The organism is Ewingella americana (genome assembly GCF_006438725.1).
Taxonomy (GTDB): domain Bacteria; phylum Pseudomonadota; class Gammaproteobacteria; order Enterobacterales; family Enterobacteriaceae; genus Ewingella; species Ewingella americana_A.
In genome coordinates this window covers 1-23,536 of the sequence record NZ_RCZD01000020.1, presented here as the reverse complement: position 1 = coordinate 23,536, position 23,536 = coordinate 1, and the positions used below count along the sequence as shown (strand labels likewise).

At 48.9% G+C, this 23,536-nt stretch carries 19 protein-coding genes and 1 pseudogene; 5 read left to right on the top strand and 15 right to left on the bottom strand.

Annotated elements, in window-relative coordinates:
- Positions 1-4: 4 nt before the first annotated feature.
- From opgB to EAH77_RS23735, 6 genes are all read right to left on the bottom strand, one after another.
- The gene (gene opgB / locus EAH77_RS23760; protein WP_140475740.1) at positions 5-2,308 is read right to left on the bottom strand and encodes a phosphatidylglycerol--membrane-oligosaccharide glycerophosphotransferase; all 2,304 of its coding nucleotides are present in this window, start codon (positions 2,306-2,308) and stop codon (positions 5-7) included.
- Between the two features lie 299 nt (positions 2,309-2,607).
- Positions 2,608-3,324: an ABC transporter ATP-binding protein gene (locus EAH77_RS23755; RefSeq protein WP_140475738.1), complete on the bottom strand. Its 717-nt coding sequence runs from the start codon at positions 3,322-3,324 to the stop codon at positions 2,608-2,610.
- Positions 3,321-4,217: an ABC transporter ATP-binding protein gene (locus EAH77_RS23750; RefSeq protein ID WP_140475736.1), complete on the bottom strand. Its 897-nt coding sequence runs from the start codon at positions 4,215-4,217 to the stop codon at positions 3,321-3,323. The genes EAH77_RS23755 and EAH77_RS23750 overlap by 4 nt, the downstream gene beginning before the upstream one ends.
- Positions 4,214-5,500, bottom strand: a complete 1,287-nt coding sequence (livM, locus tag EAH77_RS23745; RefSeq protein ID WP_140475734.1) for a high-affinity branched-chain amino acid ABC transporter permease LivM — start codon at positions 5,498-5,500, stop codon at positions 4,214-4,216. The genes EAH77_RS23750 and livM overlap by 4 nt, the downstream gene beginning before the upstream one ends.
- A gap of 10 nt (positions 5,501-5,510) precedes the next feature.
- Positions 5,511-6,425, bottom strand: a complete 915-nt coding sequence (locus EAH77_RS23740) for an ABC transporter permease subunit (RefSeq protein WP_140475732.1) — start codon at positions 6,423-6,425, stop codon at positions 5,511-5,513.
- Between the two features lie 170 nt (positions 6,426-6,595).
- The gene (locus tag EAH77_RS23735) at positions 6,596-7,717 is read right to left on the bottom strand and encodes a branched-chain amino acid ABC transporter substrate-binding protein (protein WP_140475783.1); all 1,122 of its coding nucleotides are present in this window, start codon (positions 7,715-7,717) and stop codon (positions 6,596-6,598) included.
- Positions 7,718-8,192: 475 nt separating this feature from the next.
- On the opposite strand from EAH77_RS23735, the gene EAH77_RS23730 reads away from it, so the two are divergent.
- Positions 8,193-8,408, top strand: coding sequence for a YgdI/YgdR family lipoprotein (locus tag EAH77_RS23730; protein WP_140475730.1), 216 nt, complete (start codon positions 8,193-8,195; stop codon positions 8,406-8,408).
- Positions 8,409-8,703: 295 nt separating this feature from the next.
- On the opposite strand, the gene EAH77_RS23725 is transcribed toward EAH77_RS23730, so the two are convergent.
- The 8 genes and pseudogenes from EAH77_RS23725 to EAH77_RS23685 form a co-directional block, all read right to left on the bottom strand.
- Positions 8,704-9,321, bottom strand: a complete 618-nt coding sequence (locus EAH77_RS23725; protein WP_140475728.1) for a dTMP kinase — start codon at positions 9,319-9,321, stop codon at positions 8,704-8,706.
- Positions 9,322-9,748: 427 nt separating this feature from the next.
- Positions 9,749-9,976 (bottom strand): annotated as a pseudogene (locus EAH77_RS23720) (RidA family protein); the annotation flags it as partial.
- Positions 9,977-10,069: 93 nt separating this feature from the next.
- Complete coding sequence (locus EAH77_RS23715) at positions 10,070-10,549, bottom strand: Hcp family type VI secretion system effector (RefSeq protein WP_140475726.1); 480 nt, start codon at positions 10,547-10,549, stop codon at positions 10,070-10,072.
- Positions 10,550-10,788: 239 nt separating this feature from the next.
- A complete protein-coding gene (locus tag EAH77_RS23705; RefSeq protein ID WP_140475722.1) occupies positions 10,789-11,481 on the bottom strand; it encodes a hypothetical protein in 693 nt (230 codons plus the stop codon).
- 945 nt (positions 11,482-12,426) lie between these two features.
- Positions 12,427-13,437, bottom strand: a complete 1,011-nt coding sequence (locus tag EAH77_RS23700; protein WP_140475720.1) for a VirK/YbjX family protein — start codon at positions 13,435-13,437, stop codon at positions 12,427-12,429.
- A gap of 468 nt (positions 13,438-13,905) precedes the next feature.
- Positions 13,906-14,448 carry a GNAT family N-acetyltransferase gene (locus EAH77_RS23695; protein WP_140475718.1) on the bottom strand — a complete coding sequence of 181 codons (543 nt, stop codon included), beginning with the start codon at positions 14,446-14,448 and terminating at the stop codon, positions 13,906-13,908.
- Positions 14,449-14,669: 221 nt separating this feature from the next.
- A complete protein-coding gene (locus EAH77_RS23690) occupies positions 14,670-17,798 on the bottom strand; it encodes a multidrug efflux RND transporter permease subunit (protein ID WP_140475716.1) in 3,129 nt (1,042 codons plus the stop codon).
- 3 nt (positions 17,799-17,801) lie between these two features.
- Positions 17,802-18,992, bottom strand: coding sequence for an efflux RND transporter periplasmic adaptor subunit (locus EAH77_RS23685; protein ID WP_206664902.1), 1,191 nt, complete (start codon positions 18,990-18,992; stop codon positions 17,802-17,804).
- Positions 18,993-19,442: 450 nt separating this feature from the next.
- On the opposite strand from EAH77_RS23685, the gene EAH77_RS23680 reads away from it, so the two are divergent.
- The 4 genes from EAH77_RS23680 (at position 19,443) to EAH77_RS23665 (ending at position 23,133) form a co-directional block, all read left to right on the top strand.
- On the top strand, positions 19,443-20,192 hold the full coding sequence (locus EAH77_RS23680) for a response regulator (protein ID WP_140475714.1): 750 nt from the start codon (positions 19,443-19,445) through the stop codon (positions 20,190-20,192).
- Complete coding sequence (locus EAH77_RS23675) at positions 20,189-21,256, top strand: ATP-binding protein (RefSeq protein ID WP_140475712.1); 1,068 nt, start codon at positions 20,189-20,191, stop codon at positions 21,254-21,256. Before EAH77_RS23680 ends, EAH77_RS23675 begins: the two co-directional genes overlap by 4 nt.
- A gap of 509 nt (positions 21,257-21,765) precedes the next feature.
- The gene (locus EAH77_RS23670; protein ID WP_140475710.1) at positions 21,766-22,578 is read left to right on the top strand and encodes a hypothetical protein; all 813 of its coding nucleotides are present in this window, start codon (positions 21,766-21,768) and stop codon (positions 22,576-22,578) included.
- A 327-nt stretch (positions 22,579-22,905) separates the two neighbouring features.
- On the top strand, positions 22,906-23,133 hold the full coding sequence (locus EAH77_RS23665; protein ID WP_140475708.1) for a hypothetical protein: 228 nt from the start codon (positions 22,906-22,908) through the stop codon (positions 23,131-23,133).
- A gap of 123 nt (positions 23,134-23,256) precedes the next feature.
- Here the strand turns inward: EAH77_RS23665 and EAH77_RS23660 are convergent.
- Positions 23,257-23,536, bottom strand: a 280-nt coding sequence (locus EAH77_RS23660; RefSeq protein ID WP_140470888.1) for an IS3 family transposase, incomplete at its 5' end; no start/stop codon positions are given.

Sequence of the window (23,536 nt, the reverse complement as noted above, 5' to 3'; positions counted from 1 at the left end):
TTGTTTACGACTGCGTATCCCGATCTTCGATCGACAACGACACCAGGCCGATGCCCAATTTTCTCGGTTCAAAACCACCGCTGGTGCCTTCAGTCGGCTCGGTCGGCGACGGCGGCGTGATGACGATGCTCTGAGCGCTGCCTGCATTACTGAACTGGACGGTGAGGGTTTGGTCTTTATCGCTAAAGGTGACAAAGTGCTCCTCATCCCCGACTTTCACCGAAATCGGTTTACCGATGTTATTGCCATAAGCGCGTGCACGCAGCACCACATCGAAGTTGGCAGGCAGCGGATCGACATAATCGATTTTTACGGCGGACGCGACATTGGCATCGGACCAGCGGCCCCAGTTTTCAACGTCCGACAGACCACTGATGGCTTTTACCTGCTGCGGCAGGCCGGGCAGCATAAAGGCGATGGCCGGTGACTGGTATCTGGTTTGTGCATCATCAATGTTCAGGGCGTTCACGGTTTTCTGGTACATCTCCTGATTGCCCGCAGACTCTTTCGTGAAGTCAACGTTGCCTTTGTATACGCCACCGCCAACCTGCACGATGACCGGCTTCGCGGCCAAATTTCCCGATGCCACGCACAGCCCGGTGTTCAGCGCCAGCTCCGGCGTCCACACCTGCCCCATCTCGTAACACTTATCAACCCAGACAAAATTATCGCTGGCCGTCAGTGATGCGAGCTGCTTTTTCAGCGGCGTTGACAGGTACACGTCGAACATCGGCTCAATTTTATTGGGCATCACTTTGAGAATAAACGGCGTTTTGATCGCCATGCCGGAGAAGGTAAAGGTGTTGGCTTTGTTATCCACCACATACTTGCTGATGCTGTTCGGGAAACCCCACTGCTTGATCACCGCCGGTTTCCAACCATCAATTTTCTCATCAATGTTGATAAATTGTGTCGCCAGTGAGGTGCTCGACACACCGCTGCGGCCAAGGCCGATAAAGTTATCGCCTCCCATAATATCAAGCACCGTCGCGCCGTTATCCAGCGTGCTGCGCTTAACATGATTGAGCTCAGCCTGCGGATTGCGGCCATCCATCACGAAGAACAGGTCTTTGCGTTTTTTCTTGTTAAGAATGTCGTAGGCAGTGTTGTTCATCGCCAGATGGTCCGAACTCACCACAATAATGGTGTTGTCGTAGTAGCCGGAGGCTTTGATTTTATCGATAAACGCCGCCACTAATTGCTGGCTGCACGCCACCGCACTCAGCGAACGGTTCTCTTTCTTATGGTAGAAATACTCTTTGCGGGTACAACCGCGCGAGATAAAACCGTCAGGATGATGGGTGTCCACCGTCAGGGCAAACAGCGAGAACGGCTGGCCAGCTTTGCTTAGCTCAACGAACTTCTTAAACACCTCATCCAGCAGAGTGTCGTCATACCAGCCCCAGTCATTTTTATATTTAGGATCAGCCACCGTGCTGCGCAGTTCGTTGTAACCGTATAAATAGTCAAAGCCGTGCGAGGTGAGGAAGGTCCCCTTCCCGGCAAACGCCAGTTCCGCCCCCTGATAGAAATAGTTCTGGTAGCCTGCCCCTTTGAGAACATCGCCCAGACAGACGTTTTCAGGATAGAAGGTTGAGAGAGCACTGGACGCATTGCCGTCAAACGGCGCAAACAGCGGAATGCCACACTGGGAAGAGACCATGCCAGCGATGGTGTAGCCGGTACCCGGCACCTGCCGCGTGCCGGTAAAGTCGATGCTGGCATCTTTGTGGCGCGACAGTTCTGTCGTCAGCCCTGGGAATGTCTGCGGGTCAAAATAGGTTCTTTCCAGACTTTCGCCATACAGATAAACCAAATTGGGTTTCTTTCCCTTCACCACTTTCTGCGGCACTTTGTAATAGGCGTCAAAATCGGCAGTGTCGCCACTGATTTGCGTTTTTACCAACCGGGAAATGTTCTGAAAAGCCTGGGTTGAACCGACCGAAAACACCGCCAGTACCACCGCCAGCACGCTGTGGACCCAGCTGCTGTTGTGGCCCTTACGTTTTTTCAAACACCAGATCAGCAAGGTGAGGATGACCGCCAGCGCCGCCACCAGGCCGGAAAACGGCAGAATATATTTGGTGAGACCCGCACCTTTGAGACTGCTGGTGACGGTATACATCACAGCATCCGTGATGCCATCACCCGTGAAATAGTTACTGCCTATCAGGACCAGGTTCAAAATGACGTACAGACTGAGGAAAAACAGCAGCAGGGAAAACCAGACACGACCCGCAGAAGCCCGCCTGACATAGAGGAAAATTGACGATATGAAAAACAGGAATGAAACGAAATCTGAGACCATCTGCTGCGCCCTGGGACATAAAAAAGGTTAAAAATGAGGATCATGCCTGCACCGCGCAGGAGCCGTAAAAACGGGGAAGCGTTATATAGCGTAATAACATCAGCAGGGTCAACGACTGTTGACTGCCTGAGGTCAAAGAAGCATCAAAACATCTCAATGATGTGATCGAATGGCGCCCCTTCTTATTAAATATTTAACTTAACTCCAATTATGTCGTAACATTCGGCAACAGCAAGTCAAAATGTGCGAAAGTATGATTTGGGGTTCATTTCGCCCTAAAGTGCTTGATTGATCGGCAATTATATCCCTCCCAGATACGCCTTACGTACGTCGTTATCGCCCAGTAACTCCGCCCCGCTGCCGGTCATGCGGATCTGGCCGTTGACCATGACATACCCCCGGTCGGACAGTTTCAGCGCGTGGTGCGCATTCTGCTCCACCAGAAAAATTGTCATGCCGCTCTGCGCCAGTTCGCGCAGCGTCTGGAAAATCTGTTTAACGATGAGAGGAGCAAGACCGAGGCTGGGTTCATCCAGTAAAAGCAGTTTTGGCCGGCTCATCAGTGCACGGGCAATAGCCAGCATCTGCTGTTCGCCGCCGGACATGGTCATCGCCCGCTGTTTGCGCCGCTCTTTCAGCCGGGGAAAGAGGTCAAACATGCTTTGCAAATCTTCCGCAGCATATTTATCCCCAATGGGAATGGTGCCCATCAGCAGGTTTTCTTCGACCGTCATGTCCGGGAAAACGCGCCGCCCTTCCGGTGATTGGGCAATGCCGCCGGAGGCAATAAAGTGCGTGGATTTACGGCTGATATCTTCGCCGCGAAACAGAATCTGCCCGCTGCGGATGTGCGGCTGGCCGAAAATCGACATCAACAAGGTCGATTTGCCTGCCCCGTTAGCCCCGATCAGCGCCACGGTTTCTCCCTGATGAACCTGCAATGAGACGTTTTGCAACGCCTGTATCGCGCCGTAATAAACATTCACGTCGCGAAATTCGAGCATGGCTTCACTCATCGTTCCGTCTCCTCGTCATCCGCGCCAAGATAGGCGGCGATCACCCGTTCGTCGTGTGCAATCACCTGCGGCGTGCCCTGGGCAATCACATCGCCATGGTCAAGCACGATGATCTGGTCAGAAATCTCCATCACCATGCCCATGTCGTGTTCAATCAACAGCACCGTGATTTGATGGTGGTCACGCAGGAAGCGGATGATGCTACTCAGCGCCCGCGTTTCCACCGGGTTCAGCCCAGCGGCCGGTTCATCCAGGCAGATCACCTCCGGCGCGGTACACATAGCGCGGGCGATCTCCAGACGCCGCTGCTGGCCGTAAGACATCTCACCGGCCAGACGGTTGGCGCAGTCCACCAGGTCCACCACTTCCAGCCAGTAAAAAGCACGGTCCAGCGCACGCTCTTCCGCCTGGCGGTAACCCGGCGTATTGAAAATACCGGCGATCAGATTGCGGTTAGTCTGCATGTGTTGTGCCACCAGCAGGTTCTCCACCACCGACATCTCGCGGAACAGGCGGATATTTTGGAAAGTGCGGGCCAGCCCGGCGCGATTCACCTGATGAGTACCGCCGAACATTTTGTAAAACAACCGCCGCCCGAACTGTGGCGGATTAAACCAGTCGCCGGGCTGAAATTTCTGCCCGAGCACCTGGATCACGTTGGTGGTCTTCAGCCGGGTATTAAGCAGAATATGGCCGCCGCTGGCCTTATAAAAACCGGTCAGGCAGTTGAAAACCGTGGTTTTACCCGCGCCGTTCGGGCCAATCAGCGCCGTTATCGAACCCCGTCGCACCTCGAGATTGACGTCGTTCAGCGCTTTAATGCCGCCAAAATGCATCATCAGATGCTCTACGCGGAGGATATTGTCATCGTGCTGCACCAACGCTTCACTCATGGCGCGACTCCTTTACGCACAGCAAAACCGCTGCGGCTGATGCGAATTAACCCGCGTGGCCGCCAGATCATCATCACCACCATCAGCACGCCAAACAGCAGCACGCGGTATTCGGCAAAACTGCGCAGAAGCTCGGGCGCAACGGTGAGCACAAAAGCCGCCAGCACCACGCCGATGGTGGACCCCATCCCCCCCAGCACCACGATGGCCAGGATCAGGGCGGACTCAAAGAAGGTGAACGACGTTGGGTTAACGAAGCCCTGATAGGTGGCGAAAAACACCCCGGCAATGCCGGCCGTCGAGGCGCCGAGCGTAAAGGCCGACAGTTTGACCAGCACATGATTTAGCCCCATCGCGCGGCAGGCAATTTCATCCTCGCGCAGTGCTTCCCACGCACGGCCAATCGGCATACGGGTCAGGCGGTGTTTGATGTACAGCACCAGCAGCACCACCAGAATCAGGATGGCGTAGATAAAGATAAATTTCAGATTGGGGTTATAGGGAATATTGAGGAATTCATGAATGGGCACCCCGCCCTCTTTGGCCCGGCGGCCAAACTCCAGCCCGAACAACGTGGGTGACGGCGCAGAGATACCGTTCGGCCCGCCGGTAAAACTCACCCAGTTATTGAGCACCAGACGGATGATTTCGCCAAAGCCCAGCGTGACAATCGCCAGATAGTCGCCGTGCATACGCAGCACGGGAAACCCAAGCAGCGCACCGGCCATCGCCGCCATAATCGCCGCGATGGGCAGCATCGACCAGAACCCCAGGCCGAGATACTGATAACCGAGCGCCAGCCCGTAAGCGCCGATGGCGTAAAACGCCACGTAGCCTAAATCCAGCAGCCCCGCCAGCCCGACCACAATGTTCAGCCCAAGACCCAACAACACATAAATCAAGCCCAGAATGGCCACGGTCAGAATGTACTTGGTGGCCACCAACGGAAAGAAAACCGCCAGCACCAGAATCAGCGGAATAATCCAGCGCAGATGGCTTTTGTGACCGGCGGGCAGCACATAGACACCCGCGCTGTCGGCGTCAAAGCGCTGCATCGCCCGCTGGCCGGGAGCCGTTTGCAAAAACAGGCTGAGCAGGAAACGTCCGGCCATCACAGCAGCAATGATCCACACCAGCCGCTGCGTATGAAAATTAAAGCTGTAGCCGTCGAGCACGACGCCGACAATCGGCCCAAAGATAATCAGGGCAATCAGCCCGGCCAGAATGGCGTCCAACAGACAGGGTTTCAACTGAATGCCGGAAGATAATACATGTTCAGACATAATGTCTCCCTTACACCTTGGCCACAACGGGGCGGCCTAACAGGCCCTGCGGGCGGAAGATCAAAATCACCACCAGCAATCCGAAGGAGAAAACGTCTTTATAATCGGAGTTCACCATTCCCGAAAATTGCGCTTCGGCGATGCCCAGAATCAGCCCACCGAGCATGGCGCCTGGCAGTGATCCAATCCCGCCCAACACCGCCGCCGTAAAGGCTTTGATGCCGATGATAAACCCGGCGTAAAAATCAAAGGTGCCGTAATTCATGGTGACTAACACGCCCGCCAGCCCGGCCATCGCCGCGCCAATCATAAACACCAGCGAGATAATGCGGTCCGTGTTGATCCCAAGGATCGAGGCCATTTTACGATCCTGTTGTACCGCACGGCACATGCGCCCCAGTTTGGTGTGGCCGATGACGTAAGTCAGTACCAACATACCCACCAGCGAGGCGATCAGAATAAAGATCTTGGTGTAGGTCATCTGGACAAAACTTTCGCCAATGTGAAAACGCAGCGCGCCCTCAATCATGGTCGGAATGCCCTGCTGGCGCGGCCCCTGACTGATTTGTGCGTAGTTTTGCAGAATAAGCGACATGCCGATGGCGGAGATAAGCGGTGCCAGACGGGTAGAGTTTCGCAGCGGTTTATAGGCGATACGTTCAATCACCCAACCATAAACGCCGGTCACCGCGATGGTGAACACCAGCGTACCGAGGATCAGTAGCGGAAAAGAGTGCAGCCCAAAAAATGACAGCAGCGCCAGCGCAATGGCGCACAGATAGGCGGAAATCATGTAAACCTCGCCATGGGCGAAGTTAATCATGCCAATAATGCCGTACACCATGGTGTAGCCGATGGCGATCAGGCCATAAACGGCACCGAGCGTAATGCCGTTAAACAGCTGTTGCAGGAAGAATGAATCCATAAATACGCAGTCTCTTTTTGCGACCGCGTTTGGGGAAGCGCGGTCAGAACTCATAAAGCGTTATTGTTGCAGCCAGTTTGGACCCGGCCAGCGCGGAAAATCCGGAGCGTACACGTAGTACGTGAGGAGTTTGAGCACTGCCCGGGTTCAAAATGGCAAATAAAATGGCTTTATTTCACTTCCTGATATTTGCCTTTGTCATCCCACTTATAGACTACGTAATCCGAGACTTTCAGGTCACCCTTGCTGTCCCAGGACTTTTTGCCCATCACGGTGTCAACACTGTTGGCTTTTAGCCAGGCACTGGCTTTGGCGGAATCAGTCCCGCCGGTGGCTTTGAAGGCAGCGGCTATCGCTTGCACAGAAGCGTAAGAATAGAGGGTGTAACCTTCCGGCTCGAATTTGCTGGCGCGGAATTTATCAATGACCGCTTTGCCGTCCGGGATCAGGCGCGGGTCTTTGCCGAAGGTCATCAGAATACCGTTGGTGTACTGCGGGCCACCGGCAGCGGTCACCATCTCCTCGTTGACGATACAGTCACCGGAGAAGAAAGTGGCTTTCACGCCCTGTTCGCGCATCTGACGCACCAGCGGACCGGCTTCCGGGTGGCAGCCGCCGAAGAACACCACGTCAGGTTTGGCCGCGCTGATTTTGGTGACCAGCGCGTTAAAATCTTTTTCGCCACGCGACAGCCCTTCATACATCACCTCTTTCACGCCGCGTTTATTCAGTGCCGCTTTAGTGGCATCCGCTAACCCCTGACCGTAGGTGTCTTTGTCGTGGATCACCGCTACGCGTTTGGCGTGCAGTTTATCGACGATATAATCACTGGCCACCAGCCCCTGCTGGTCATCACGCCCGCACATGCGGAACATGTCGGTCATGCCGCGCTCGGTGATCTGCGGGTTAGTCGAACCAGGGGTGATCGCGATAATTCCGGCGTCGTTATACACCTCAGAGGCCGGCATGGTGGAAGAGGAACAGAAATGCCCGACCACTGCCTGTACTTTGTCCTGATCGACCAGACGGTTCGCCACCGCCACCGCTTGTTTCGGCTCGCAGGCGTCATCGCCCTGCACCAGTTTGATTTTCTGCCCGTTAATGCCGCCCGCCGCGTTAATGTCTTCCGCCGCCTGCGTTGCGCCGTGCCAGTACTGATCACCGTAGGTGGCATTCGGCCCGGTAAACGGCCCCGCCACACCAATGACAATATCCGCCTGCGCGGAGAACGCCGTCACCAGACAGCCTGCCAGTAAAAGGGAGAGAGGATTTCTTATTAATTTCATCGACATCATCGTGATCCTTAGTAGCCTGTTTGAGCAAAATGGTTTTAGTAAGAACGCCTGAGCGTGGTCATAAATCCTGAAGCAAAAACACCAACAAAAAGCACTGAGGGGTAGAGTGGGTGAAATCTTCCTGGGGACGACTGCGGGGTTTCCTTACGGTTTCGCCAAAGGTGTAAACCTTAAGCAAAATTGCTGCCAGTGTTGCAACTTATAATTAATTGATAAGTTATTGTCATTATAGAGCGGGTGCGAAGGAACCCGCAGGCAAGTTGCAGAAACAACGGCGGGATCACACCGCACTGCGCTGGTGCCGAATGACAGCCGAAAAAGACCCCGCCACAAGCGCTTGCACCAAAATGAACAACAGAAAATCCTGCAATCATCTCGCATGATCACGCTTGCTGACATTTTTATCCTTTGCTTCTTCAGGCCGTATGTTTTGTAATGCAGGCAGATGATTGCAACGGGAAACTACTGAACAATGAAGAGATTAACCTGCCTGATGGCGCTGGCTCTGACCCTGACGCTAACTGGCTGCGCCAGTGATTACGTCATCAATACCAAAGCGGGCGATCAGTTTTTTGCCCACGGTGAGCCGGACAAAGATCGCAATACCGGCATGACCAGCTACACCGACATGAACGGTGATTATCATTTGATGAATACCAATGATATTGCGGGGATTGTGAAGAAGTAGGTGTTTGGCGATGGGAACACACCGTCAGCTGGGAGTGAGTTAACGGTGTTTGGTTGTTGGGTCGGGGTTGAAATCTGAAAATCTGCTTTGAGTGAAGAGCGGAGCTTACCCATCCCTGCTAACATTGGCTCTGCGCAGCCGGAATTGAACTTAGCGATTCATTATGAATTCCCTACCGCCTTTGCAGCCAGCCTGATTCACCGTAACTTTTGGATCACTCATCCTGATTAATCTGCCCATTGTTGTCGTCATTACTGGCGGCATACGGCGGAAGCTCTGCCCGCAAAACCGAGGCCTATGGGTATCCAAGCACTCGGTAGATCTCAGAAATAACCTGCATCGTTACGTCTTCGATCATTCCTTCATTACGGCATAAAAACCAGCCGTGATCTGCAGTTTCTCGCTCGAACGCCTTGGTACAAGCGACATGATCTTCCAGCTTATGAATCACAGTACTACTTAGCCCACGCGGTCGGGCCGCGGCCCTGGCCCATGAAATATCCGGCGCTGTAACAACCCCGACATGCAGGTCTGGCGTTCGCACGTTTCGTTCAATGTTAAGCTGTAAAATCTTTGCAAATGGAACCATCCGGCGAAAAGCGGCTTCCGACGGGTACCAACGATCCATCAAGATAATGCTACCCGGTGGCTGTTTAGTCAGCACATGCCGGGAAATCCATGCACGGCTATCAGCAAAGCGCTCACAAACCTCCAATTCCAAATCCAGGGCGGGATTTCTGGCAAGCCTGTTCACGAGGGCCATTGTTTCCCTCCTGTACGGATCGCTCTTTTTCTCGCAAAGTCGGATCACCTTCTTATTGTCTGCCCTTAATACTTTCGTAATGGCCTCCAATAGTGTGGTTTTACCAACTCCCTTGGGCCCATCCAGAGAAATAAACAGCGGACGACTCATTCTTGAAATGACGATTGATATAGGGTTTTTGTAAAGCTCAAATCTGGCAAAAGCATTTTACTTCCTTCGTATGAACAGCTGACCACCCTCTTCGTTCGTCGTTGCCGCCTGGCGCGTCAGCGCGAACCGAATGGAAGGCCTTATAAACAGACACTGATGAACATTCTGGCAATGGTTCTAACTCACGGGTCCAAAAACCCAGGATTACCGCCGTTTATGGTCATTGCTCATAGGCTATGACCTGCGCGGTATAGTTTAAGGGATCCAATTAAAAACCGGAAAATATCCCACGTTAAGCCTGCTTTTTTAAGCTGATAGGGATTTACGGGCAGCGTTGAGCGAAAAGTGGAAACTAACACATTGCGGCTGGCTTGATAGAACGTTATTAAAGCCGAGCAGCTGTCACTATCCAGCAGTGAGCAATGCATCAAAGGCCGAATATAGCCTCGATTTCTATTGAGAGGTCAGGTGAGAAAAGGCGGCTTACTTCTACAAGCGAACTGGCTGGCAGGTGATCACCATAATTTCGGTAAAGCACTTTCCGTAGCTCGTTGATCTCCTCAAAAGAGGTGATGAATATGGTCACTTTGATCAGTGCTGAAAAATCAGTGCCTTCTATGCAGACGATTTTCCTGATTTGGCTGAATATTTCTTTATTTAGTTCGATGCTGGCTCAGTCTGTTACTTTGAAGTTTCGGATATGAGGGTGTGCAGGGCGTTCTACCCTGCGACTTTTCGTTAGAAGATCTCAGGCGACACAACGATCGTTCCATGAATCGCGATAGATGATATTTCCTTCCGTATACTTCCAAGTGATCGCTTCATAACGTAATTCGAGCGTTTCAAGGTGAGTACTACTCATACCGTTAGGAGCAAGATATGGTGCAACCGTTGTGAACTTCACGTTTTCCAGAATGATATTGAAATACTCAGTCTCGATACCCGATTCCAGAATATGGTACATCTTGATTGTCGCCTTCTTCATTGTTCGGCCTTCGCAGACAGCGCGGTAAAGTAGTGGTGTTGTCTGATCAAATTCTTTCACTATCGCGATTGGGCGGTGAACGCGTGTACCTGTAAGTTTTCCCCAGCTTGGATCTACTGGAATAGTGACACCGTGAGAGAATGATTTTAACTCGATAGAACCTAAGCGCAGTGGCATCATGCAGCTACCGACCATCGGAGAGCCGTTTTCATCTTCAAGCCATAAATGTGCTGGAGCAGACATGTAATTTCCTTATCAGTGATTATTTCAATAATAGTGATCTTTAAGTTGTCACCATTTACAGTAACGCGTAAAAATAAAAATCATAATTATGGCGAATACACCTATCGGCCAGACAGGACTATTAGGGTAAAAATAGCCCTGAAGCAGCGCGAAAATAACAGTGAGAATCACAGGCCCGTACAGCGATGATAAAAACCTGAGTTGCCACAGTAAAAATTTCTTTAGCAATTTAGTCATGGTTATCGAATCATTCGAGTGATGATGTTTGCTATGCCTGAATCAGAAGACCATTGCACTTCAAGTGCTCCCGCGCGTTCGAACAACGGTTCAATCAGGAAATACATCATTTCCAATTGTTGAGTGTAAAGCGCAGAGTAATAGGCTGGGTATTGGACGTGTAGACGATTGGCACTATCCGCCGCTTTCTGAACCAAGCCATAGGTAGCTACTACACCGGCAGCTATACCTGCCCCACGGCCCGTAAGGGTGCTGAGTTGCATACTTAGATTCAATCCTATGCGTACACTGGTAGCGACCGCTAAAGCGTATCCTGCACCTGTAAGAGAGCTGGCGGCGATATGAACATTGACAGCCATAAGCGCTCTTTTAATGTGCTCTAATTGATCATTGGTTTTGTATTTAAATATTTCTTCAAAGTAAATATGAAGCATTTCATAGGCCACATCACCATGTTGGATAATGCGAATTACGCCATTCCTGAAGCGCAAATCTTCCGTCTTTTGTTTCTGGCAAACATCGTTGTATTCATCTGTGAAACAGGATGTGTAATACAGTAGCCGGGTAGCTCCCTTCCCCAATGTATCAACTTGATTTGTGACCTGATGACCGACGGCAGAAACGGCATGGTCTAGCTTTAAGGCGAGAATTTTATTGGCCTGAAGGTAACTGATGACTTCGTTGTTGTTGTACATAACCGTTCCTGGTTAACTTCCATTTTGTCCCACTGGCAAGTTTAGAGCATTCGTAGACAATGAGTAAATGCGTATGTATGGAGGAGATTGTTTAGATCAACAAAGTTCGCAGTAAGGGGTCCGCTTGGAAAACGGAAAATATCCTACGTTAAGACTGTTTTTTTAACAGGCATGACGGGCTGCTTTGAGCGAGAAGCGGAAATTCTGCACGTAACAATTCTGGATTATCTTAATCAATTCAATCTGGCATCACGGCCTTTATCTCTCTATAGTGACTTAGGTAAATGACAACAGGGAGCCAGACGGTAATCCTCCCATTTTTAACGGAGGCAATAAGTAGAGTCAGGTCATGCGTTGGATATGTTGTATCGACGTGTACCCTTTCAACGCCATACTCGGACGTTCATGATTATAAGATTATTGCTACCGCGTACGTAGTATAGCCCTGCAATTCATCCTACGATGAAAAAAGATACTGTCCCGGCCAGTCATAACGCACTGTTTGGTATACCGCTCAGTATAGGCATTTTTCTGAGGATTACCGGGCTGAATAAATCAAGTGTTGAATTTTATTGATTCGCCAATGATATAAATTACTTACATTTATATTCTGACCCGTTATCACACCGTATTGCAGTCGGTTCTCCTTTCCACTCAATGAGTCCACCTGACTGGCCGGTAGCGAAAAAACCACCTCAATGCCCAAGGATGGTCATGATTGGCTGTCGGTAATCGTGATTGTTCATAGAAATTTCCCCGGTTCAGATACGAGAAAATTCTACATATAAATACACCTATTTTTCGGGGGGATTCCCTCTGGGAAAGTGACTGGCAGGGAGATATTTCATCTAACTTAGATTTATTCAATAAAGTCCATGACGAGCCCTATTTTTTACAAATATTTAGGAGTCGAAAATAAACAATAACGTGAAGCATGAGCGATATTTATTTCACATCGAGAACGCTCGAACTTAGCGCGCCCGCAGTGCCTTGACTATTCTCGATTTTTTGAAAAGTAATGGAAATCTGTTTTTGCATATCATCCATTAAATCATAACGTCTGCGATATTCAGCACGTTTCTTACTTACAATATCCTCTATAGATTTTCTTGGCACCTTATTGTGAAATGTATAAAGCCCATTGTCGCCAAGCAAACCGCCCTGTGTTTCCCAAAATTCGTTATAATTTGCGTGAATATGCTGTTGTCGGTTCTTATAGCGAAGGGATTGATAAACATGTGTTTTATTACTTACAGCTATGATCGACTCCACGCCAAAATTATTTCCTAGCATCATAGTCGCTTCGAAAACCACTTTCTTTGGGAAAAGACCATGAAGGTTTTTGGTTGCTTGCTGAATGGTAAGTCTTGCTGCCTCAGTGTTTGGTCCCTGAAGTCCTCCAATTAAAAGGGTTGATTGCCCCTCAATAATACAAAAGAGAAAAGAAATCTCTGCTAAAACTTGCCCTTCAGCATTTTTTAAAATAATACTGGATTCGCCTTCTCGATCAAGTTTATACCATGATGAAAAATTTATTAAATATCTCCCCCCATCCTTTCCCGTCAGCCTTGCGATACAAAGCCCACTAAATCCGAGGTGCTGGCAGAAACCTGTACTATCTACAATATTGTTCATCATGCTATAGTGATTAAGTAATCCATTCAATTTCTCTTTGCGGTTAAGTTTGGTGGTTAGGTAAGGCCGATGAAGACGACAGGGTAATCTTGGTTGCGCAAATAAAAGTTGTTCATAATTTTGGTGGCGAGTAATCATCGTTAAAAGCTTGTACATTGACAATGGCATAATAAGAGAACGAAGCATAAATTTAAGTCTAAAGTGTAATGAATTCCATAATTCATTGGGTCTCAACCTCCCAGTAAAAAGAGAAACATATAATCCCCAAGGTTTTCCTGGTAGTTTGGTCTTTTTTTCTTTAATAAAAATTTGAGACGCCATTATAGCCTCTGAAGTTAGAAGGTAATTTTATAAGAGGCCGTTTGAGTCGATGGCCTGGAAGTTATCAGGCTTTTAGAGTAACAATGATCAATGAATTTCCGGTCAAGGAATGATGGAGGAATGATGGATTTTTGAATATTTATATTGTCGTGGTTTTGTGTGAAAAGCTCTTTTTCGAGAATGAATTTGCTATTGCATATCTCGGAATTACTCGATACATGGCTCATGTCAGCGTAAGTGAGACACTTCCCTTTTTAGTTGTCTCTGACCAAAGGTTTTCATCGCGAAGCACACATCATCGAAACCGATTTGAGTCAATCCACACGCAGTGTCGTATATTGCCTGAATTATATTTCTGCAGATTGGGGTTCATATGATACTGAGGATGCTCACAAGCCCGAGTTTTTTCTGCTCTGCTTCATGGGCTGAAAAAACTGCGGGGCAGGGATTTATAGGTTCAATGATTATTTACTGGTCCCACTCTTTTTTCAAAATAGCGTATACATATGTATCTTCATATTTTTCTTTTTCGCCACTTAGCGTCGATCTAAAACACACGAACTCCATAAAGCATGCTTCTTGGCGCATAAAGAGTGACTGACATAGTTTTTGAGAACGTACGTTGTAATCCTCTACGTAGGCGAAAATACGCCGGGCATTCTTCGTGTTAAATAAGAAAGAAAAAAAGGCTCTGGCTGATTCCCTTGCATATCCTTTGCCCTCATATTTTTCGTTAAAGTGCCATCCTACAGCATAAGTATCACAATCTTCGGTATTTGAATTGTCTGCAAATAAGTCACCGATAATCTCATCGGTTTCTTTCAGGCATACAGCGAATTGCGTTTCATTTTTGCTTCTTCTCTTAGCTTCAATAATAGCCTCTTCTGGTGAGTTCAGCTTTTCATCCATAAAACAATTTACGCGCGGGTTTGAAAGGTAATCCAATAATCCCGGTGCATCCTTATCTTCAAAATGCCTTATCACAAGCCTTTCTGTCTCAATTTTCATCACAACGAATCCTCTATCGAATGTTAACTTTACAACGCCAACGATATATTATCCTAACCCAACGGTTGACCTTTAAAGATTACTAACCTATGCCGCTCTGATAACATCGGTGTCTGCGTCATTTCCCCAAAAAGTAGTAATGAGAATAATAGGTAGGCCTAATGCCGCATTTATGATATTTATCAGTTGTTTTTGCAAATCACTTTTTTAGAACAGTTCTATCATCATTTTCTGTGAGACATCTTGATTTTGTTTTGTCGCCAGTTCACCACACGTTGTTGTAATCCAACGATGAAGACAAAGAAAATCGGAACGAAAAAAATAGCGAGAAACGTTGCGCTCACCATGCCGCCAAATACCCCTGTACCAATGGCATGCTGAGTTTCCGCACTTGCCCCCGTTGCAAGCATCAGCGGCAACACACCTAACGTAAATGCCAATGATGTCATCAGGATGGGGCGTAACCGCAGCCGAGCCGCCATGACTACAGCCTCAATAAGCCCCTTGCCCTCGACACGTAACTGGAGAGCAAACTCTATAATGAGAATGGCATTTTTTGCCGACAGGCCAATCACGGTTATCATACTTACTTTAAAGAAAACATCGTTAGGGAGGTCGCGTAAGAGAACGGCTGCCACTGCGCCGATGAGTCCCAGCGGTACAACCATCAAGACTGACATGGGCACAGACCAGCTTTCATAGAGAGCAGCAAGCACCAGGAAAATGACCAGAATTGATATCACTATCAGAAGTGGCGCCTGTGAAGAAGAGGATTTTTCTTGCAACGACTCTCCGGTCCAATCAAGTGTGAAACCCGGTGGGAGCCCTGCAGCAAGGTGTTCCATTTCTGCCATCGCTTCACCACTTGAAACACCGGCGGCAGCGCTTCCTGAAATTCGTACGGATGGGTATCCCATATAACGCACGAGCTGCAAAGGGGTGTCAGTCCAGGCCGGATAGACTAATTCGCTCAACGGAACCATACCTCCCGCATTGTTTCTGACATTGAGTTTCAGAACGTCATCAAGTTGCATTCGCGCGGGTGCATCGGCCTGAACAATAACTTGCTGCATTCGTCCGCTGTTAGGAAAGTCGTTAACATACAAAGAACCTATAGCCGTTGTCAGAGTGTCACTGATGTTGCTAAATGACACCCCAAAAGATTGTGCCTTCTGCCGATCGATCTTGAGCCCAATACTGGCTCCCGACGGAAGTCCTTCAGCGTACACACCAGACACAACCTGGCTCTTGGCGGCGAGTTCGATAAGGCGGCTTTCTGCTTTTTTCAACGCGATATAGCCCTGGCCTGACCTATCCTGAAGGCGCAAATTAAAGCCAGAAGACGTGCCTAAATCCTCAATGGCAGGAGGGGAAAGACTCATCACCGTTCCTTCAGGTGCCGCCTCCATCACTTTCTGAACCCGCATAATTTCATTTTTAACGCTAGTACCTTCACGCTCTCCCCAGTCTTTGAGCTTAGTGAAAGCGATTGCAGTATTCGGACCCGAACCTGAAAATCCAAATCCCATAATAGCTGTGTTGCTGGAGATCCCTGGTCGTGACGCGACGTGCTCTTCATACATTTTTAACAGTTGAAGCGTACGTTCCTGAGTTGCATCCGAAGGAAGCTCGAAGGTTGTGATGAAGTATCCCTGATCCTCCTCGGGAAGGAAGGCTGATGGCAGATATCTGAATGACAATATCAATGCGCCTGTGATGGCAATATATATCAAGATCATTCTTGTGGTATGGCTGAGCAGTCTGGAAACCCACAATGCATATCTGTGAGTCAAACGTTCAAATACTCGGTTGAACCAGCCAAAAAAGCCTCGCTTCTCATGCCGTTTCGGAATCTCTTTCTTGAGCAGCGTGGCACAGAGTGCTGGTGTTAAACTAAGAGCAAGAAAGGCTGAAAAGAGGATGGATACAACCAGAGAGAGAGAAAATTGGCGGTATATTACGCCGACAGAACCTGGAGCAAATGCCATAGGAATGAAAACAGCCGTCAGGACCAGCGTAATACCTATTACAGCGCCGGAAATTTCCTTCATCGCTTTTGACGTGGCTGCTTTTGCTGAAAGGCCTTCAGCAGCCATTATTCTCTCAACATTTTCCACCACCACAATCGCATCATCGACAATGATACCGATGGCCAGCACCATACCAAACATAGTGAGCACATTTACTGAAAAACCCGACAACTGCATCACCGCAAGTGTTCCAAGCAATGCAATGGGGGCTACGATGGCGGGTATCAGGGTATAACGAACCTTTTGCAAAAACAGAAACATCACCAGAAACACCAATATCATGGCTTCAATAAGGGTGTAGATGACCTTGTGAATAGAAATTTTAACAAATGGGGCATTGTTAAAAGGAACGGAGATGTGCATGTCCGCAGGCATTGATGCTTGCAATTCCGCCAGTCGAGACTCGATAGCATCAGCAGTCTTTACTGCATTTGCCCCAGGTGCAAGCTGAACAGCTACCCCGGAGGAGGGTTTGCCGTCCTCACGGTTTGTAAATCCATAGGACTGCGCACCTAACTCAATACGGGCAACATCTCCTATAACAACCATGGCCCCTTCCTGAGTGGACTTCAGCACTATAGCTGCAAACTCTTCAGGTGTTTGCAACTGTCCCTGAACAGTCAACGGCACAGTGACCTTTTGTCCTGAAATGGTCGGAGCATCACCAATACGACCTGGAGCAATCTGTACGTTTTGCTGGTTGATCGCCGCGGAGATATCACTCATCGACAACCCGTACGAAATCAGTTTGGCAGGATCAACCCAAATACGCATGGCTTGCTCAGCACCAAAGAATTGAACACGCCCGACGCCGTGGACCCGACGAAGTTCTTCAATAATGTTTCGCGCCAGATAATCGCCTAACTCTAATTCATTGTGTTTTCCCCCTGCGGAGGTAAGGCTTGCTATCAAAAGAAAACCCGAGTCAGCCGATTCCACAGTTAACCCGTTTTGCCTTACGGCTTGTGGAAGCCGTGGTTCAATAGTTTTAAGACGGTTCTGTACATCTACCTGAGCCAGGTCCGGGTTTGTGCCTGGTTTAAAAGTCACGGTGATTTGCGCTGTCCCTGCCGTATCCGCAGAGGATTCAAAATACAGCATGTCTTTAACCCCAGAGAGTTCACGCTCAAGGGGAGCCAGGACAGAATCACTCATCGTCTGAGTTGTCGCCCCGGGATAACTTGCACTGATGCTTACCGTCGGCGGTGCAATGGAGGGATAGCGTGCTATAGGCAGTTGCGGAAGCGCAATGATACCGAGTAAAACAATGAAAATAGCGATCACCCAAGCGAAGATAGGCCGGTTTATGAAAAATTCTGACATGGCTCAGCTTTTCCTATCTTCATCGTTTTGCAAATGTTCAATCGGTCCTGAAAAAGTAACTACCTGAGGCACGATAGTTGCGCCATCAATAAGACGCTCGCCTCCCTGGGTCACAATCCGCTGCCCAGCCGCCACACCGGTAATAACGCGATACCGCTGATCTATCAGTTCGCCCAGTTTGACAGTGACCAGCCTGGCCCTATTCTGAGTATCGACGACCCAAATCTGGGATTGACCTCTACTATGAGAAACGGCTTGCTGAGGTATAAGTAGCGACGATATTGGTTTTCCTCGCGGCACGATGGCACGTACAAACATCCCGGGAAGTAACAGTCGCGCACGATTATTGACGATGATTCTCAGAAGCACGTCACCTGTACCAGGATCGACTGCGATACCCGAGAAAAGGATCTGGCCTGAAACGGGATAACGTTCCCCAGTACTGCGCAGAATATCTACAGAAAGGGCACTGACCGAGGAGGAAGACTCCTGATTTTGATTCAATGCATCACGCAAAGACTCCAGCGCTGAAGCCGGGCGACGTACATCAACATATACTTGGTCAATCTGCTGAATACGCGCCATGGCATTACTGTCATTTGGTGCGACCAGTGTGCCCTCGGTGGCTAGCGCCTGATCGATACGCCCTGAAATGGGAGCATCCACCGTGGAAAATTTCACATCAAGTTGTCGGCGGACCAGTACTGCGCGAGCCTGGGCCACATCAGCAACGGCCTGCTCTAACTGCGATACCAAGTCATCATATGCCTGTCGGCTGACTGCCCCCGTCTGGATCAGTAATTTCATGCGGGCAGTATGTGAGCGTTTGTGAAACATCACAGATTCAGCGCGTTTAAGTCCGGCTGCAGCAACATCAGCGTCAGCTCTGAAAGGCGCTGGATTAAGTTGAAACAAAGCTTGTCCGGCCTTGATCTCGACGCCTTGCTCGAACAATCTACGTTGTACTATCCCTCCGACCTGAGGCCGGATCTCGGCAGTCCGAATGGCATTCACGCGACCTGGCAACACATCGTTAAGGACGACCTGCTCTGTTAATAACGTCGTTACAGAAACCCTTGGCGGGGTAACAGGTTGTTCTTGCATTTTGTCCGAACCATCACAGCCAGACATGATTATCAGTGCGAAAAGCGTGATCCCGGCGGCTCTCCATATTGATTTTATCTTAATTCTCATTTTTCTTTTCCACAGGCACCGAGAAGCAATCCGCTAAGGCATGTTTAACGTTATGTAGAATGTGCTTAATGTTATGTAGGAGATGCTTGAGCGCTTTCGCGACTAGCATGTATTGGCTTTCAGGCAAAGTCGGTTCATTAACGGCAACCATGACGTAGTGTTGCTTTACCACGCTCAATTCCGTGAAACACAAGGAGCTTTTGTGTGCATCATAGAATTGACTAAAAAATGGCTTCTCCACTTCTCCCCCAACAAAAATGGGGGAGACGAAGGTCAATGCATAGATGCAATAACAGGCAACACATATGTTCATCCTCCAACCACTCCGTGCAGACCAAAGGGTTTATCCCCTTTCAGCAGAAGGATTGTGCATAGCTAACGTTGGTGTTGCGTTGTGGTTTTATGGAGAAAAGATGTAGAGTAGAAAAAATTGTCCTTCTGAGAGGCACGATGAACAACAAATTCGTGTGTAGTACATCTCAAACTGAATTGGCCCAAGGGGTCCAGTTTCTGATACTTATTGCCGAGGATGAGCCGGAAATTGCAGATATTCTCTCAGCCTACCTAATCCGCTCTGGATTTAAGACAGTACATGCCGGTGACGGTCGCCGCACACTCGAGATGCACCGAGTTCTCAAGCCAGATCTGATTCTTTTAGATGTGCAGATGCCTGAGGTCGATGGGTGGCAGGTGCTGGCAGAAGTTCGTCATCGTGGCACCACCCCAGTTATTATGCTAACCGCGATGGATCAGGATATTGATAAGCTTATGGGGCTGCGCACTGGTGCGGATGATTACGTCGTTAAGCCGTTTAATCCCGCAGAGGTCGTGGCTCGCACGCAGGCGGTATTGCGACGCATTGCTGCAAACAATGTCAATGCTGAGCAGCGAATTCTCAGAGTAAACGGATTTGAGGTTGATCTTGAGTATCATGAGGCAAGCATCAACATTGAGGGAGTTCAATACGCCCTGATGCTCACTCTGACAGAGTTCCGGCTACTGGTATATCTTATGCAGGCGCCAAAACGCGTATTCTCACGCGAAGAGCTTCTTTCTTCCTGTCTTCCTGAAGGCGAAACACTTGCTCGTACGGTAGACAGTCATATCAGTAAATTGCGTAAGAAACTTGAAATACTCAATGTCACTGGCATCCCCGAGAGCGTACGCGGTGTTGGATATCGTCTGGGGAGTAGGATATGAAGTTCGCAACGGGTCTCAGTCGGCAGATTGCGCTGTCAATGGGATTTATGGCGGTGGGTATCGTTCTTCTTGTGCAAGTGAGCGCCTACGCTTTTTACTCGCTGGTGTTTACATTTTCCCCCAATCTGATTTCAGAGACTGACAGCTGGGTACCAACAGGTCCTGAATGGATCTGGATGGCTGTCACAACGATGACGGCGATCACCATTGCTGTTGCCGTAGCCTTCAAACTCTCACGCCGAATATTGATCCCTCTGAACTCAGTGGCTCACAGTCTGAGGCTAGTCGCTCAAGGAGATCTTGGCGCGCGCGCATCGACTGAGGACCATTCGCTCGTAGAAACGGTCACTCTGGTGAATGATTTCAATATTATGGCAGAGCGTCTGCAACGCATGGAGCGGGAGCAGCGATTTTGGAATGCGGCTATAGCCCATGAACTGCGCACACCGGTGACTATATTGCGCGGCCGTCTGCAGGGGCTTGCTGACGGCATCTTCCCTCCCGACGTACCTCAGTTTCGCCGTCTACTCACCCAGGTTGAAGGACTGACCTGCCTGATTGAAGATCTACGCGTTGTGGGGCTTGCCGACAGCGGCCATCTCCGCTTGCAGTGGCGGATGGCAGATATTGCTGAAGAGATTGACACCGTTATGAACATGATCGGACCGCGGCTGAAAACCGCGGGGTTCACTACAGAAATAGCGTCCTGCCGCGAACCTGTTCACTGCGATCCCGTACGTATCCGGCAAGCATTGCTTGCCTTGCTGGAAAATGTCCGATGCTATGCATTACCGGGCAGAATATTGATTAGCGCGAGTCTCTCTGAAGGTCTGTGCAGGCTTAGCGTAGAAGATGAGGGGCCTGGAATTGACGATGAGCTGGCTGAACATATATTTGATGCCTTTCAGCGTGGACGAGAAATAGGCACCGGCGGAAATAGCGGCAGCGGACTGGGCCTTGCTGTCGTGAAAGCTATCGCAAAAGCCCATTGTGGTAATGTCGTATATCGCCAGACGAGTAAGGGTGCCTCTATCTTTGAGATTAGCTGGCCGGGTGCCCATTAGCCCTACCTTGGGGTTAATTAGGGCACACGAGCGTTATATTCAGAAACATAAACCTGATTACAGATATCGTATGCTGTTTAGTTCATACGTACTTCAATAGTTAATCCACTTTTTACTGATAGTAAATAACTCCAGTTTTGCTTATTTCATTAATTATTAAATACGCAGCATTGGCTTAATGATCAAGGCTGCATGCTTAACTGACCTGCTCCCCGTTGATTAGTACACCCTGTCGTTAGCAACGTTCGCCTCTGGCACACAGCAGACAAGCAGGTGGCGCTGAAGGTCTGCTGAGAGCGAGGAGCGGACATCAGTAATGATCATGCAGCCAGTCACCTGACGTACATAGCATAGGTTTAAAGTTGTATGTAAAACGATATGAAAATCATAATAAATGTCGGCTAAGCTACTGTCAGCATGGCTGAAGAAAACTTTGTTATGTTTGTTATCTCTTTCCACGGACTGGTTTATATTCACCTTTTTTTCGCTATTTCCTTACAGGATGTACCATGTTTAAACACATGATTGTTGTATTGCTTGTGACCCTACTCAGTGGCTGTGCCCGTCCAACTGCTCAGCCTGCCTCACCTTCTGCTGTTGATAAAAAGGCTCTCATCGGAGTCTGGGCGATGCTGCCATTAAAAAACGGTATCGCTAATGTTGTTGAGTTCCGCGCCGATGATCAGGTGCTGCTGCATTCATTTAACTGTGAAAACCCACAGGTAAAAATGGGGGTTGAGCAATCTCACTATGTGGTTGACAAAAGCAGCCAGACTATTCGTTTGACATCGTCAAACCATGCCTCCCAACTGAAGATTCTTGGTATCATTGGGCGGGTGATGAAGCTGAAACAACCTATTGATTTTGAGAATGAAAGCCTGACCTTTTTCTATCTGAAAGTGGCGCAAGTCATGCCCTTGTGTGGGATGTATAAACCAGAGGACAAAAGTCAAAAGACGGCCTTTAAGCCCGGCGATTTTATTGCGGCTCCGTCGATCCCTGAACATAATGATCTCGAGAAATTCGTTGGCAAATGGCAGTCGAAAAAGATTACTCAGTTAGAGATCACTAAGGATAAGCAGGGTCGATTCACACTGTTCCATGAGGCAGATAATAATTGGCGTTACCTGTTTAATAATGTGCACTGGGTCGGCGACGAGTTGAATTTCAACAGCTATGCCTATTCCGATAAGCCAGAGCTGTTTGGTCACCCGTTCCACAAATCACAAATCCCAGCTCAAATCCGTCTGTTGCCCAATGATAAGATGCTTATGACTATCGAGATTGATGGTCATAAGAGCGTTTTTGAATTGACGCGGTAATAAGCTCATCCTGACAAAGAAGCCGGCCGTATTGATGCTGTCGGTTTTTTGTCAAAAACACGCCCATGCTGCAGCAGTCTGCCAAATAAGAGTTTCAGCGCTTCTGACCTGCTCCCATTGATTAATACACCTGTATATTAGCAATGTCTGTTATTGGCACCAAGCCGTCTTCAGAGAATCTTGGTCGGCTACGAGCGAGGAGCGGACATCAGAACCTCACGCCCTAGTGAATGTACATCATTATTCAGAGGTTCTTAAGGGTATGTAACAACCTGCTATTTATGCCAGAATGATTCAAATTTAGCGATTAATGGAGACTTACTGATAATGGCTATTGTATTCATCCCGACACTTGTTGCATTGCTTGAAGCAAAAGAGAAGGAGACCGGCCGTGAACTGATCCGGCATGAGGTTGAGTCGATACGAGATAATGCTACCGCTATTGAATTACCGACAGAAATTGCCAGAGACATGACTAAAAGCCGAGGCTATCAAGATATTGATGCGGAGGAAGTTTGGAATGAATGGTTAACGCTCAAAAACAATAAATCATGAAAAATATCGAAGAGTTACGCGCAGAACTTCTCAAAATCGGTGAGCGAATTGGAGGGGGGATAAGGCCCAATTATTACTTCATCATCCCTGACAGACCTGATGGTATGAATAGACCCTAGTTTCCTAGACTGTTCCGTGCCTCATGAACCAGGCACTTTCATAAACTGCAGGGGGTTGATCCTCACAGGCACTGTGGCGGCGTTTAGCATTATAAAACATCTCGACATAATCGAAGATATCCGCCTTCGCTTCTTCCCTATTTTTATAGATCCGTTTCTTTATGCGTTCCCGTTTTAGCAACTGGAAAAAGCTTTCTGCCACTGCGTTGTCATGGCAATTACCCCGACGACTCATGCTGCTTTTTAAATTGTGAGCTGTCATAAAATGCTGACATCTTTCGCTC